Consider the following 14,365-nt stretch of genomic DNA (forward strand, 5'->3'; position numbering starts at 1 on the left):
TGGGGAAAATTGTTCGGCAACTCGCCCGTTACTCCGCTCGCTCGATCACCAGGTAGGTCATCCCCTTGGCGGGAACCGTCACGTCGACGATTCCCTGGCCTTGACCATCGAGCCGTATCGTCTGCGTCGCATCGTCGACGCCCCGCACGCGCGCTCGGTCCACGAGTCCCGTGTAATAGAGCGGCAGTCGAATCTTTCGCGTCAGGGCGACTTCCAGAGGATTGTGGAAGACGGCGAGTCCGCGCTCGGGCAAGCGGTGATTGACGTGCACAAGAAAATCGACGTCGCGGCCGTCGGGGCGACGCCCATGAATGACGTCTGACTCAAGAATCGCGCGGTGCTGCTTGAACCAGGCGACCCAGCGGGAGACCATCTGTTGGGTCGCCGGAGTGTCGTAGAGTCGCGGTCCGCGCAGACAGGCCTGAACGCCGGCGCTGAGGCAGTTGACGAGGTGCCTTTCGTAGTCATCTCGATGTTCATCCAGCGGTTCAATGGTCGCCGCCGCGCCGCCGCCATGATATTCAGTCAGCGGGACGAACATCCAACCCATCGATGGCGTTTTAGTCCACGTGCCGTCGTAGATATTTTGGCGGGCGTGAATGAGCTGCTGGGCGCGGGGCAGCGACCAGTTTGTTTCGCGATATCCCATGCCGGTCTTGCTGCCCCCGGACAGAAAGTAGTAGTCGGGCTGATTGACGTAGATGCCGCGAGCACGGCACCAGGAGTAGAGATTCTTGCTCGTCTGCCACTGCGTCCATTGCGAGTCTTCGAGTCCGCGGTGTCCCGGGTGGTTGGTCGACGCGCACAGGTCGCCGGGGTACGGTCCGTCGTGCTCCAACAGGTCGAGGTCAGTGTTTTCGAGGAACTCCTTGATGCGCGCCTCGTACTGCCGTCCCCACTCGCTGCCAAAGCAGGGCGCGTTGCCGAAAATGGCCCCGCCCGTCCGACCGGTCTCCGGATTGATGACGTCGTTATGCTCGTCGATCTGCCGACTGCTGAAGAGTGAATAGCCCCCGACTTGGACGCCGCGCGCGTGCGCATACTCGACGTCTTCTCGGATCTTGGCGACGTAGGCGGGGGTCGTGTCCTCCATGTTCAGGCCGCTGCCGAAGGTGTAAATGATCATCTCGAAGCCGACTTCGGCGCATTGGTCGACGGCCGCGCGGAACGACGTCCGCTCTGAGTCGCGCACATGCATCATCAAGGGATTTTCAGTCGTCCAGGGCGCTAAGGTCCGCCAGGTGCGGCGTAGCGTCAGGCCCTGGCGTTCTCTGTCAGACGAGTCTTGCAGCACCAGAAATACCCGAAACGACTCCAAGGACGCGCCGGGGGCCACGTCGACGCCCGGACCCGTCGGAGCTCGGCATGCCAAGAGGCATGGCGTCTTGAGGGCGTAGTTGACCTGCGTTTGATAGAGCGGATCCGCTTCCCACTGGGCGACTCGATTGGCAGACCGAGGGTCCATGCCATGAAACATGTAGTCGCTCAGGACGTCGATCGGCGGTCGCTGCCACGTCCCCTCCGGCTTCTCATCGACGATCGATTCTCCTTCGACGGCCGCCAAGAGTTCCGTGGTCAGCGAATCGATCCGAATCGAACGCGGGGAACTGTTCGTGATCGTGAGGCATTTACAGATAACCGGGATGCCAGCATAGATCTCGTAGCGAACGTCCACGGACACGCCTTTTACCGCCGCGTCGACGCCCTCGAAATGCAACACGACCGCCGCCCCTTTGGGAGGCCACGGATGCTCTTCCGCGTGACGGGTGCGCTTCCAGGCGAACGGTGTGTGGATGTCGGAAGTCGTAAATCCCGTTAACGTGAACGGAGAACGACCTTGGTCGCCGGCCGAGGGCGTCGCGCCATCGCTGGTCGGCCCAGGGGCGCCGGTCCGCGCCGGAGGCTCGTCGCTCAACCGGTCTGCGGCGTCGGCCATCAAGTAGGCGTGATTCTCTTGGCCTGCGGCGCCGCCGATCCGCCACGGTTGTCCGTCAACGGTGACCAGCGCTTCGGGACGGACGCTTCTCAGCAGTGAAGCGCCCGTGCGGTGGTCGTCCAGGGCTATCGTCGCCGCGTACGGCGAGAGCCGAATGGTGCGTCGGATCAGTCCGTTGTCCAGAATCAGATCACGGGATTGTTCATCGCGATAGATTCCCGCCGCGAGCGGCTTGTCCGAAAGTAGCCAGTCATGTTCGCAGAAGAGCAGCGGCGGAGGCGCCAAAGGGAGCGACTCCAGCGCGGCCGTCGCTCCAGACGCTCGGCAGCAAAAACTGGCTGCAAGTAGCAAAGTGGCGAAGACGCAGCGGACGGTACGACTTGACGGGCGGCGTCTGCGAGACGCAAGGGCTATCCTCGTCGCAAGCCCGCAAGCGCGACTCAGCGTTGGCAGAGGGAGTCTTTCGGCGGTTGCAGCGGCAACTGGCATGTTGAGATGATCTCCACGGGATTCCGGAGGCGAGCTGCGGTTGAGGCATGGTGCGCTGGCCTCGCCCTGTTGACAGCGACGCGCGCCGAACCGACTTCACTTCAGGCCACGACGGCTGCCGGTTGACCTGCCGCTGTTCGGTTCGTTTGCCTCTTGTTCTGCTGGAGCGAACAAGGACGCGACGTAGTCCGGCGCGACGTGGCCTTGGGGCGGGACAGGTGAACCAGTACGACCTTAGTAGGCGTTGCCAGATCGCTGAAGTCAAGCTGCTCGCCCACGAGTGGAGGCAACGGTCAGCTACGCACCTTCGGCTTGCCGGCGGACCTGCGCCTCCTGCGGCAGAGCGTAAGATTAGATTGACATGCACCAAGGACAGCGGAAAGGATGTAAGATGAGTCGCCTTAACCCCGACGATGTTTGGCGAGTGAAATGAACGGATCACTAGGCAGTATCATGGTTTGGGCGCTGCTCTTGGTCGCTTGCCGCGCCGCCGACGGGCAAGACCTCGTGCTAAACTGGCCGATCGCCTATAGCGGCACGAGCGCCGGGCAAACCGGCTGGCATCTTAACGACGGCGGCTGGCCAGCGTTCATCGAACGGCACGTGAAGCCGGCGCTGCGGTGGTGCGAACAGTCGGGGGTGAAGCCTGCGATTTTAATCCACCATCCCTGGGGCCAATTCACGGCGGACGGGGAGGCGATGACGATCGACGCGATCGACCAGGCGCGCGCCGCAGGCGCCCGTTTCTTGCTCGACGACTTCGCGTCGGCCAACGGCTGGAAAGAAATCACGAAGGACGTGCCCTGCTACGGCTATTTCGGCGGAGTCGATTTGACGCCGAGATTACGAAAACTGTCGGCTGCCGATCGGGCCGCACTGATCGCTCGCAACCTGAAGCCGTTGGCGGACGCGGGCTTCCGCGGGATCTATCTCGACGCTGCCGAGAATGCAATCCAGCAACCGTACCGCGGCGTTACCAAGGAGCAATCCGCGGCCGTCTCCGTCGATCTTCTTACCTTGGCTACGGCCGATGACATGTTTCCCGAGCGTGCCGGCATCGAAGCGGCTCCGCGGGCGTTTCCGCAGTTCAAACATCTCTGGGATCGCAACATTGTCGTCGAGGACAAGGTGTGGCTCCATCGGTTTGGTCCCGATCGACACCGGGACTGGAAGGCTCTCGGCTACGTGCGGAGCGTGCTGACCGGAAAGGTGTGGCGCACGCTGCCGTATCGTGACGATACCCGAGCCACGGTCGCCGCGGCGAAGGCCATTGTCAGAGACAACTGCACGCCGTGCGTTGGTCCGCAACCGCTCATCGGCGCCGGCGTAGCGGCGCGCGAGCTGGTGAAGTAATGACCCCCTCGTGCGAAGTCTGGAAATGTTTGCCACGAGCTGCGCAGCGCAAGCGGGACCACAACCGATCGGCCGGGTAATGGCAGCCCCGGAGCCATCCGAGGGGCTGCCATTGGCGTTAGGCGACCTTCGAATGGTTGCGACGACGTCCCCCGGCAACGAGTCCAAAAAGTCCCAGCGCCATGGCAAGCGTCGTCGGCTCTGGAATCGCCGTCGCGACGGGCGGCGCCGCGCCGAAGTTTGCTTTCCAGGTCGCCAGGTCGGCCGCGCTGAGTGGAGCGGGCGATCCGCCCCGCTGCCAATCGAGGAAGTCGGCCCCGTCAACGTAATTGTCGCCATCAAAATCGCCCGCCACGCCGTCGACGAAGGGGGTGTCCTGCGCCGCCGCAAAGCGAAAAACGCCCAAGGTGTTCTCGTTGTTTTCGTTGTGGAGAATGCCGGCCCTGCCACTCGTGTAAGTGGAATCGATCGCTGTGACGGTCGGTTCGGATGGCTTGGGATCCTCGGGACGCCACAAATAGACGCTCAATTGGTCGCCGACGACGTTCAGTTCAATCATCGCGTCGGCGTTGGTATCGATATCAAGACCGCCTAGTTCGTCGAGGGTAACAATATCGACGCCAGGATCGATGCGCAACAGTTCGACACGTCCGACTTCGTTACTGAGAATTGCCAAATATCCGGTCACGGTCGCGGGGTCGTAGCGGGCCCAGACGCCAAGCGTGCCGCCGATCTGCTCTGGCTGCTCTCCGGGCATGACCACGGCCTGGGTGCGAACATAGGTGTCGGTGAAATTCATATCGACCGAGGCCTCGATGACGCTGTTGTCATCGCCGTCATCTGGGGAGGACAAGACATAGTCGCCGGTCGATGCGTTCAGGACGCCGTTGGGGAAATAGCCGCTGGCGTTTGACTGCCAGGTAACCGGGTTGCCGTCAGTCGCGCTGCCGTCATTGAAGTCGTCGTACCAGCCTGCGGCTTGGACGGACGATTGCGCGGCCAGTGCTAAGGCCAGGAAGGCCAGCAATCCTCTGCAGCGAAAACATGATGTGAGCATCAGTGCGTCCCGGTGGTGGAAAAGTCAGTGGAAAAGCCGCGTGGATCGGCGACAGCGCCGCGGACCGATGGCCGTCCGGAGGACCCCGGCGCACCCCCGTCGACCATTACCGAAGTAGCGTAGCGGCAATTGTAACGGCTGCGCGTGCGTGAAGCGTCGCTGGCTAGAAAACTTTCTTGGTTATCTTTTTGCGCCTCAAGGGGGCGGCGGCGGCGCTCGCTGCTAGCGGCGAGCGTTCAATCGCCTTGGGGCGGTCGAGTTTCCGGAAGTAGGCAAGGTAAATCGGCAGCGCTACGCGCTGATGCGGCCCCCTGGCACGTCACGCGTGGTGCTTAGCTGCCGAGGCAAGCATCATGGCTAACTGGAGGGAGGCGGCAGGCCCACTCAACGCTTCGCGTCAGATTGCTCGCGAAAAGCATAGAGGCGTCCCGCGGTCCGGACATAAAGGGTGTCGTCGGCGATCGCCGGAGTGGCCGACGTTCGTTCGCCCAGCGGAGGATTCTTCGCGAGCACGACGGGAGATGACTCGCCTGCCTTGAGCACCGTGATCGTGCCATCGGTTAGCGACGTGAAGTAGATGGAGCCATTGGCCGCCACGGGCGACGCGTAGTATCCTCCGGACGCCACGGCTCGCTTCTGATACAGCTCCTCGCCGCTGGCGACGTCATTCACGGTGACGATGCCGCCATCCTTCACCATCACTTGCTGGCCGTTGTACACAATCGCTGACGGGACGTAGGGAAGTCCGCCTTCATGGCGCCAGCGGACGTGCGTCGCCGTCACGTCGCCCGAGCCGCCAGGCTGCAGGGCAAACGCACTGTTCTTCGCCGCTGCCATCAACGCACCAGCAGCGTCCCATTCGTCGCTGGTGATCGAGCCGTCTTGGCTCGCGTCGATCACGTCAAAAAAATCCTTGAGTGGACTCTTGGCCAGTTCCTCACGCGAGAGCGCCCCATCCCCGTCCCCATCCGCCAACAGGACCAGCTGAAACGTAGGCAGCTTGAAATCGGCGTCGCCAGCTGCGCCGGGCGACCAAGCGGCGAAGTAAAGATCGCCGTTGGCGATCACTGGCGAAGCGCAGCATGAGGTCGGCATCCCTTCGACGAACCACTGCGGTTCGCCGGTCTGCAGATCGTATCCTATCAATCGCCCGTGGCCCGCTGCAGCCACCTGCTTGCCACCGGCCGTCTCCCAAATCACCGGCGTGCTGAAGCCGCCGCGCGAGGTGCGCGGTTGCCGCCACTTGACGGCGCCGCTCTCGACGTCGAGCGCGATTAGCTGCGAATCGCTTGGTCCGTCGCGCAGTAGCAAGACGACCCCGTCTTCGATAACAGGCGATGTCCCGGTCCCAAAATTACCGAGCGTCGCCGCCGTCGGCAACGGATAGTTCCAGAGTTCTCGGCCGGTCTTGTCGTAACAGAAAAGTCCGCAAGACCCGAAGTACGAGACGATCCGCTCGCCGTCGGTCGCCGGCGTCGACGCGGCCGGACTGCCGTCCGCCGGATGGTAGGACTCCAGTCGCTCTGCAGGGGCCGCTGCCCGCCACGCTTCGCTCCCGTCGCTGCGGCGGTAGGCGATAGTCCAGAGTTTGCCTCCGTCGAATCCTGTCATCACGATGAGGTCGTCCAGCACGATGGGCGACGACAACCCCGGCGGCGCCTCGACTTTCCAGAGGACGTTTTCTTCCGGACCCACGTGGATCGGGGGCTGTTGACCCTCGGCAACGCCGGAACCGTTGGGCCCGCGGAAGCGAGGCCACGGCGAAGCGATCTCGGCGCTGATCGCAGCAGACGCGAAGCACAGAAGAAATGCAATTACCAGTTTAGACATGTCGTCGTCTCCGCTTGAGCAGGCTGGCCTCATCGTCAAAGGAGTTCATTCTGACGGCCGCCTTGTTCTAAACAAGTCTTTCCGCGACCAAATGAGCTTGGATGAGCCGCGCCTCAGGGGGCTCCTAGAACAAGCGGTACGGCGAGGCGTGCTGATTTGGACGGCTTCTCTTCGCAGTGCGATCGCGGATCAAGGCCGAGCCATTTCCCTGATCCTCGGCGCTTGTTGCGAGAACGCTCGCCATTTCAATCAAAGTGTCAAAGGGTTTGGAGGCCCTTTTCCGACGTCGCAGCCATCGCGATCGAGGCGACCTCATGCAGGCACTGCCGCCAACGATCACGAGACCCGCCAGCACTCGAGATGAAGGTTCCGGTACGCGTACGACGTTGGCCGTTGCGTCAACGTCGATGGGAGTTCCATTGGAGAGCACGCCCTGGAAACGACCGGCGCTTCCAAGAAGTCCGATTGCGACTGGGGCGGTCCTTGGGTGGTTCGTCTTTCTTGATGGCCGTGACACGTTGAACGCAAGAAAAGCTACGCTCGCCGATCGCACATCTCGTTGCCAATTGGCAGCCAAAAAAAGGCAAATCAAACGTACAGAATGGAGAAGTGTGCGACCGCGGAATGGATGCGTTAGAGTGGCGAGATGATTGAATCGCCGTTCATTCTCGCATCGCTGAGCGATCTAGTCCCCTGGATTCCAATAGTGGTTATCATCATCGGCATGTCATCGTGTGGGATTGTATGCAGGGACTCTCAATCGTCACGCTGGGACGACGACCATGAAGACAAACCATAACCAACTCAACCGCCCGCAGTGAAGAGAATCTGCATTGCTTGGAGTGACACTGGCGTCAGGACATACGCGTGTCCTTAATAGCGATATTCGCCGTTGTGAGGCGAACCCTCGGCGCCACGCCAAGAACGCCAAATTCTCGGTGACGACAAACACTATTCGGAGGGTAGGGCGGGCGCGGGGCGTGGAAATGAAACAGACTCGAAATAACCGATCGCGATGTCCCACTACGCTTTTTGCGCCATCGGCTGGACGTTACGGCGTCGCCCCTACGGTCTGCGTCCTGGCGGACATCCTGACCAGAGTCATCGACCCCCGCTTCTAGCGGATCGACGCCAGGTTCAGCCAGGCGGCGCCGGCGGGCGACACGACGATCTTTCCTGCCGCCAATTCCAGCAAGCCCTTCGCAATCAAGCTATCGACGGCGATATCCGAGACGGCGTCGCGCTCGGGAAACTCTCGAAACCCATTGCGCATGCCCGTCTCATCGTCGGTCCATTCAATGCACGACACGACTGATGACTCTGCCGGTTACCTTCAACAAATCAGGGATACTTGGCAGGCGACCAGATCTCGGGCGCCGGCGTCTACGGCAATGGTCCAGCGTCATCAAGACGTCGAACAGGGATTGCTAAAAGTCTCCGCGAATGCCGCCCTACTTGTCGTCCGGATGGAGGTACAAGAAAGCCAGACCAGCCACGAAGCCCCCAGCCAAATCGGCGACAACGTGGATCCACACCGAGGGCCGATCGATAAGATTCATCGCCATGGCGCCGAGGGCGACGGCTGGATTGAAGGCGCCGCCGGAAATGGAACCAACGGCGAATGCGCCCGTGAGAACGGTGAAGCCGATCGCCAGCCCGTAGAACGAATTTCCCGACGTGGCCTTGGCGGTCGCCGAGTTCAAGACGACAAACGCCAACGCAAACGTGAAGAGGAACTCGGCGACGAGAGCCTTCGCGACGTCTGGCGGGGCGGGGGCGGCGACGGCGACGCCGGCGGTTAGGAACATCGCGACGGCAGCGGCGAGCAGTCCGCCAAGGATCTGAGCAATCCAGTAAGGTATGAGTTCGCTTACCGGGTGCCGGCCCCGGACAGTCGCTGCCAACGTGACAGCCGGGTTGTAATGGCCCCCAGAGATATGTCCCCCCGCATAGACCATCACCATCAGGGCTGACCCAATCGCCAAGGGAGGAATGATTCCCTTGCTCGCATCCGAAGACAGGATCACGGTACATCCAACCGTGAGGACCAGGAAGAACGTGCCGATTGCTTCTGTCACCAACTTGCGAGCCAACATGAATTTCTCGAGGTATTAGGTAGAGAGTCAACGGTTTCGGTGCGAGGCATCCCGCGAGATGCATCACGGCGATAAGGCACGGCCGGCGGTGATCGTAGGACCGAGACGACTGACCGAACCCGACAGCCTGCAAGGCTGCACAAAATCTATTTCGTCGGTAGGCGACCGTCAATACAGCGGAAGCGGATGATCCGCCGGCGTGTGCGTTTTGGGCGCCATGCTCGTCCAAGAGGCGAACAGCTAGGCGGGTCCTGAGACCACGTCCTTACCGCGGCGGCGCTTGAAGCCTCGCGGTTACCCTGCGTCGCGCGCGATTGTGACGAGTATGGGTCATCCAGCTACATGCGGTTGTAGGTCAACCAGTAAGAGCACTGGGCCTAAATCGATGGCCTTCAGCTGGACGTAACGGGCATCCGTGACATGGGGCATTTGAGCGGGACTCTCCGCGCGAGTCACGACGGGCGTCGACATACTGAAATGGTACGGCGTTCCCTTGAGGATCGTTTTCGCTTGCCCCGCAATCACGTTGGCGAACTCGCCCGCAACGTCGTTGATGAGTTCCTCGGTCAGCTGGACGCCATCGGGGAGGTAGCGGGCCGCTAGTTGCAAGGCCGCCTTGGACGTCAGAACTAACGTCATTGTGCCCGGAATCTGACGCTGTAGTTGGATTGAGGCCAAAACGACTTCTTGTGAAGGCATGTCTTTTATCGTCGGCAGCTTACTCTCGGAATACGCTTCGATTTGCGTTAATTCCTGCAGGGCGGTGATCGCGGCCGATTGAAAGGCGTTGGCTGCTTCACTTGGCGGGATGGCTAGGATGTTGAATTCGTTCATGGAATAAGCTCTCTCGGTGGCTTCAACTGATAAAAGCCGGACCGAAGGGTCTCAACGCGATAGAATGAGTCATCGAGATTGAACGTGGTTTCGGCGCCCCCGAGCAGAAGGTACCCGTCTGCGCTGAGCACCCGGCCGACGCGGCCCAGGATCGATTTCTTTACGTCGTTGTCGAAATAAATCATCACATTCCGTAAGAACACCAAATCCCAGGTGGGCATGGCTGGCCAGGGTTGCGCGAGGTTCAGCGGGGAGAACGTCACCGTCCTGCGAATGCGTTCGTCGAGGTGCCAGAACGCTCCTTCCTGCCGAAACCATTTCAGCAACAGCGAAGTCGGCAACCCCCGGTTCACTTCCACCTGCGAATATCGCCCGGCACGGGAGCGGTCGAGCATGTCGTGCGAGACGTCTGTCGCTGAGAGATTGAGTCGCCATGAGTTGAGTTCAGGAAACCACTCTCTCAGCATCAGCGCTACCGAGTAAGGCTCTTGGCCGCTGGAACTGGCGGCGAACCAGATATTAAGTTGGCGCACAGATTGGCGAGCCGCGATCAGTTTCGGGAGCACGGTCTTCTTGAGCGTCTCGAACGGGTGAATGTCCCGAAAGAACGACGTTTCGGTGACAACCATCGCTTCGACAACCTCGGTCGTCAGCCCGCTGTCAGACCCGCGGAGCCTGTCGATCAACGGCTCGATGCCGGCGAGGCCGTGCCGCTCGGCCAACGGCAAGAGCCGGGCTTTCACCAGATATTCCTTACCGGGCTCCAGCACGAGCGCGCATCGCTCACGCACCAACTTAGCGACAAAGGCGAAATCGGCGGCGGAGACCGTCGTATCAGCCACGGCCGCCTCTTATGCGGCGAACAATCTCTCCGGCCATCATCGGCAGCGGCAGAACCCGATCGGCCAGGCCAGCGCGAGCGACAAAGCCGGGCATTCCCCACACGACGCTCGTGGCTTCATCTTGGGTGAGGATTTGTCCTCCCGCCGCACGAATCGCCTCGCAGCCCCGCAGGCCGTCCTGCCCCATGCCGGTGAGCACCACCGCGAGGCAGTTGGCGCCATAGAGGCTAGCAACTGACCGGAAAAGTGGATCAACCGCCGGACGGCAGGCGTTCTCTGGCGGTTCCTGGTTGATCTTGGTTCGAATTCGTTGCCCCTCTCGTACGAGAATGAGGTGATGATCGCCCGGCGCCACCCACGCTTTGCCTGGTTCCAACTCGCTTCCCGACTTCGCTTCCACCGTCGAGATCTGCGAGTTCTTGGAAAGTCGTTCCGCCAGCATGTGGGTGAACATGGGCGGCATGTGCTGCACTACGACGATCGGTACCGGTAGGCTCGGCGGCAGAAGAGTGAAGATCTCGGCCAAGGCGTTCGGGCCGCCAGTTGATGCGCCAATCGCCAGGACGTCGATCCGGGCGTTGGATGCAATTGGGCGGGACGGCCGCGGGGTCGTCGGTGTTTTTTCGCGGTTGGGCGGCGACGGCGGCTTACTGGCGCACAGCGCGCGGATCGAGGGAATCAGTTCGGCGCGGATGATTTGCCGCGATGCTTCCAGCCCGCCCGGCCCACCGGGCTTGGCGAAGAAGTCGGACGCTCCTCGAGAAAGCGCCTCCAGCGTGGCCGCGGCGCCAAGTTCGGTGAGCGAGCTGAACATGACGACTGGAGTCGCGGGATGGCTGCCGCGGAGATGGGTCAGCGCCGTCAGGCCGTCCATGTCCGGCATTTCGATATCGAGAACAACCAGATCGGGATTGAGCTGGTTCATCTTTTCCAGCGCCATCCGCCCGGTGGAGGCGGAACCGGCGACCTCGATATCCGCCTGCGCTTCAAGTTCTTCCATGACCACTCGACGCACGACGATCGAGTCGTCGACAACGAGTACGCGAATCTTCTCCATGCCCCTAATCCTCAAAGGCTCCCAGCAGCGAAAGCTTGGCGACGAGCACCTCGGCGGTGAAGGGCTTCATCACGTACTCATTGGCGCCCGCGTTGATCGCCCGCTGCACCTGCTCGCTTTCGGTTTCGGTAGTGACCATCACGAGCCGCACTTCGTCCCACGCCCTCACTTTTCGCACGGCTTGAATGAACTCCAGGCCATTCATCACCGGCATGTTCCAATCGACGAGCACAAGCTGAATCTCCGGGTTCTCTTGCAATCGTTCCAGGCCCTCCTGGCCGTGGCCGGCAGCGACGACATCGAAACCCTGTTCGCGGAGAATGTTGCCTACGAGCAAGCGCACTGCCCGCGAGTCGTCGATTACAAGAGCTTGCATCGTCCAAATTTCCCGCCAGGCGCGCCGACGAACGTCCACATCATCTTACGCGAATTACCCACCGAGTTTGGTCACTAAGTGCTGCAGTTCCACTGCCATGCGGGCTAATTCCTCGGCGGACGCCTTCGTATTGGCGGCCCCTTCGGACGTGCCGCGGGCGGCTTCGGCCACGCCCATGACGTTTTGAGCAATCTCGCGACTCCCCATGGCGGCTTCGCCGACGTTGCGAGAAATTTCCGCCGTGGTTGCCGTTTGCTCTTCCACGGCGCTTGCGATCGAACTCTGAATGTCGTTGATCTGGCCAATGATTGTGCCGATCTGGGCAATCGCCTCCACCGCGCCTTTAGTGTCGGTCTGGATGGCCTCGATCTTACGGCCGATGTCTTCCGTGGCTTTGGCCGTCTGCTTGGCGAGTTCCTTTACCTCGTTCGCGACGACCGCGAACCCCTTGCCTGCCTCGCCAGCTCGCGCCGCTTCGATCGTGGCGTTGAGCGCAAGCAAATTGGTCTGCTGAGCGATCGAGGTGATCACCTTGATCACATTGCCAATCTCCGCGCTGCTTTCACCTAATTTGGAAACAGTGGCATTGGTCTTATCAGCCACTTTCACCGCCGCCGTAGCGACGCGCGCGGCTTCGTTGGCATTCTTAGCGATTTCTTTGACGCTCGCGCCCATTTCTTCCGCAGCGCTGGCGACGGTTTCCACGTTCCGACTGACTTGCTCGGCCGCGGCGGAAACGACGCTGGCTTGCGACGCCGTCTCTTCGGAGTTCGACGCCATCTGCTGGCTCACGGAAGTCAACTCCTGGGCCGCACTGGCCAGGGTTTGCACGGTGTTTTCCAGCGCCGCCTCGACTTGCTTCAGTGGCGTGATGTTCGAGGCGTACTTAACGACTTTGAACGGTCGCCCGGCGTAATCGAGAATGGGAAAGTAGGATCCTTGGATCCAAACATCCTGTCCGCCCTTGCCGAGGCGGCGGAAGCGGCCCGATTGCTGGCGTCCTGCGGCGAGATCGAGCCAAAACTGCCGGTACTCGGCGCCACTGGCGTAGGCCGGATCGACAAACATGCTGTGATGCCTCCCCTGCACCTCATCGAGCCGGTACCCCATGGCCTGAAGGAAGTTGTCGTTGGCACTGGTAATGACCCCATCAAGCCCGAACTCGATAACGGCCTGCACGCGGCCAATCGCTGCGACTTGTCCCTGATAGTCGGAATTGCGCAGCTTAGCCTCCGTCACGTCGGTCGCATACTCAACGACTTTGAACGGTTTGCCGTGCTTGTCGGAAATTGGATTGTAGACGCCTTGAATGGTAACCTCGCGCCCCCCCTTGCCGACCCGAAAAAACTCGCCGGCGACGAATTCCCCGCGATTTAGCCGCTGCCACATCTCGCGGTACTCGGCGCTGGCTCGAGCGCTCTCGTCGACGAACATGCTGTGGTGCCGCCCTTTGACTTCCTCCAGCGAGTAACCCATCGTCTTCAGAAAGATGTCGTTGGCGTTGATTATCGTGCCGTCCAGCTCAAATTCGATCAACGCTTGCGAGCGCTGGATGGCCGCGATCTGCCCGGCGTAGTCAAGTTCCAGCCGCTGCTGGCGAGTGATGTCGTCCCAGGCGACGACATAACCCTGGACGCGGCCATTGGCTGCGTGCACGCTGTTGATGCGCGTCAGTAGGGTGATCGGGCCAAAGTTAAACTCGGCTTGGTGCGGTAGCAAGCGGGGATTGGTGAGTATGTTTTCCACGCGAGCGGCGTCTTTGTGAAATCTATGGATCGACGAGCCTAGGATATCGTCGACCTCCACGCCGAACGTCGCACGGATCTCGCCCGCGATCTGACTCAACGTCTGTCTCGCACAGTCGTTGATGTAGACGATCTCGAAATTGAGATTGGCGACGAAGATATTCGCCTGCACGCAGTCCAGTGAGGAGGCGGCTAGTTTCAACGACTTTCTCGACGTCGGCTTGCCAACAGGCTTGGCTTTCGTGGCGCGTTTGCTCGGCTTCATGGAGGTTTCTCACATTCAACAGGGGCATACTCAGGTAAGTTGTCAATTCTGCTCGGCTGGCAGCGACACGACGAGCTCCGGATCGAGGATTACGAGCAGGCGATCGGTCAGCTTGTACGCCCCTTGGATCAGGTCCCAAGCTGCGCCTCGCAACGTTTCCGGCGGGCGTTCGAAGTGTTCTTCAGCCACTTCCATTACGTCACCGATCTCGTCGACCATGAGGCTGACTGCACCGTCGTCGGTCTGCAACACGACGTTGACCGGCTCGTCGCTCTCCAGCCGCGGGGGAAGTGCGAGTCGCACGCGGAGGTCGATCGCGGTGACGATTTGCCCGCGCAAATTGATCAGGCCCCGCACCATGGGATGGGCGAGCGGGACCATGGTAAGGGGCTGATAGCGCACGATCTCCTGGACTTTCAAGACGTCGAGTCCGAAGCATTGATCGCCTAAGTAGAACGTGCAGTATTGATGGCTGGCAGTCATGG

General features: G+C 61.1%; 11 protein-coding genes and 1 pseudogene. 1 reads left to right on the plus strand and 11 read right to left on the minus strand.

Annotation, left to right across the window (positions count from 1 at the left end; all coding sequences use genetic code 11):
- Positions 1-28: 28 nt before the first annotated feature.
- Positions 29-2,221, minus strand: coding sequence for an alpha-galactosidase (locus I41_RS11115; protein WP_145432613.1), 2,193 nt, complete (start codon positions 2,219-2,221; stop codon positions 29-31).
- A 633-nt stretch (positions 2,222-2,854) separates the two neighbouring features.
- On the opposite strand from I41_RS11115, the gene I41_RS11120 reads away from it, so the two are divergent.
- Positions 2,855-3,778, plus strand: a complete 924-nt coding sequence (locus tag I41_RS11120; RefSeq protein WP_145432614.1) for a hypothetical protein — start codon at positions 2,855-2,857, stop codon at positions 3,776-3,778.
- Between the two features lie 118 nt (positions 3,779-3,896).
- Here I41_RS11120 and I41_RS11125 read toward each other — a convergent pair whose 3' ends face one another.
- The 10 genes and pseudogenes from I41_RS11125 to I41_RS11170 all read right to left on the minus strand — a co-directional run bounded on the left by I41_RS11125 (position 3,897) and on the right by I41_RS11170 (position 14,363).
- Complete coding sequence (locus I41_RS11125) at positions 3,897-4,835, minus strand: PEP-CTERM sorting domain-containing protein (RefSeq protein WP_145432615.1); 939 nt, start codon at positions 4,833-4,835, stop codon at positions 3,897-3,899.
- A gap of 384 nt (positions 4,836-5,219) precedes the next feature.
- Positions 5,220-6,665: an outer membrane protein assembly factor BamB family protein gene (locus tag I41_RS11130; RefSeq protein ID WP_145432616.1), complete on the minus strand. Its 1,446-nt coding sequence runs from the start codon at positions 6,663-6,665 to the stop codon at positions 5,220-5,222.
- Positions 6,666-7,782: 1,117 nt separating this feature from the next.
- Entirely contained in the window at positions 7,783-7,974 is a 192-nt protein-coding gene (locus I41_RS11135) for a hypothetical protein (protein ID WP_145432617.1), read from the minus strand.
- Between the two features lie 142 nt (positions 7,975-8,116).
- Positions 8,117-8,761 carry an MIP/aquaporin family protein gene (locus tag I41_RS11140; RefSeq protein WP_210421159.1) on the minus strand — a complete coding sequence of 215 codons (645 nt, stop codon included), beginning with the start codon at positions 8,759-8,761 and terminating at the stop codon, positions 8,117-8,119.
- 330 nt (positions 8,762-9,091) lie between these two features.
- A complete protein-coding gene (locus I41_RS11145) occupies positions 9,092-9,595 on the minus strand; it encodes a chemotaxis protein CheX (RefSeq protein ID WP_145432618.1) in 504 nt (167 codons plus the stop codon).
- Positions 9,592-10,437, minus strand: coding sequence for a CheR family methyltransferase (locus I41_RS11150; RefSeq protein ID WP_145432619.1), 846 nt, complete (start codon positions 10,435-10,437; stop codon positions 9,592-9,594). Before I41_RS11150 ends, I41_RS11145 begins: the two co-directional genes overlap by 4 nt.
- On the minus strand, positions 10,430-11,494 hold the full coding sequence (locus I41_RS11155; RefSeq protein ID WP_145432620.1) for a protein-glutamate methylesterase/protein-glutamine glutaminase: 1,065 nt from the start codon (positions 11,492-11,494) through the stop codon (positions 10,430-10,432). Before I41_RS11155 ends, I41_RS11150 begins: the two co-directional genes overlap by 8 nt.
- Before the next feature lie 4 nt (positions 11,495-11,498).
- Complete coding sequence (locus I41_RS11160; protein ID WP_145432621.1) at positions 11,499-11,870, minus strand: response regulator; 372 nt, start codon at positions 11,868-11,870, stop codon at positions 11,499-11,501.
- A 54-nt stretch (positions 11,871-11,924) separates the two neighbouring features.
- Positions 11,925-13,763, minus strand: a pseudogene (locus I41_RS11165) (methyl-accepting chemotaxis protein); the annotation flags it as partial.
- A gap of 159 nt (positions 13,764-13,922) precedes the next feature.
- Positions 13,923-14,363: a chemotaxis protein CheW gene (locus tag I41_RS11170; protein WP_145432622.1), complete on the minus strand. Its 441-nt coding sequence runs from the start codon at positions 14,361-14,363 to the stop codon at positions 13,923-13,925.
- Positions 14,364-14,365: the final 2 nt, after the last annotated feature.

This window comes from Lacipirellula limnantheis (assembly GCF_007746075.1).
GTDB classification, from domain to species: domain Bacteria; phylum Planctomycetota; class Planctomycetia; order Pirellulales; family Lacipirellulaceae; genus Lacipirellula; species Lacipirellula limnantheis.

Bases quoted from the DNA above. Each gene is read 5' to 3' on its own strand.
- I41_RS11130 (WP_145432616.1), bottom strand. From the start codon at position 6,665: ATGTCTAAACTGGTAATTGCATTTCTTCTGTGCTTCGCGTCTGCTGCG.
- I41_RS11120 (WP_145432614.1), top strand. From the start codon at position 2,855: ATGAACGGATCACTAGGCAGTATCATGGTTTGGGCGCTGCTCTTGGTC.
- I41_RS11155 (WP_145432620.1), bottom strand. From the start codon at position 11,494: ATGGAGAAGATTCGCGTACTCGTTGTCGACGACTCGATCGTCGTGCGT.
- I41_RS11140 (WP_210421159.1), bottom strand. From the start codon at position 8,761: ATGTTGGCTCGCAAGTTGGTGACAGAAGCAATCGGCACGTTCTTCCTG.
- I41_RS11160 (WP_145432621.1), bottom strand. From the start codon at position 11,870: ATGCAAGCTCTTGTAATCGACGACTCGCGGGCAGTGCGCTTGCTCGTA.
- I41_RS11145 (WP_145432618.1), bottom strand. From the start codon at position 9,595: ATGAACGAATTCAACATCCTAGCCATCCCGCCAAGTGAAGCAGCCAAC.
- I41_RS11170 (WP_145432622.1), bottom strand. From the start codon at position 14,363: ATGACTGCCAGCCATCAATACTGCACGTTCTACTTAGGCGATCAATGC.
- I41_RS11125 (WP_145432615.1), bottom strand. From the start codon at position 4,835: ATGCTCACATCATGTTTTCGCTGCAGAGGATTGCTGGCCTTCCTGGCC.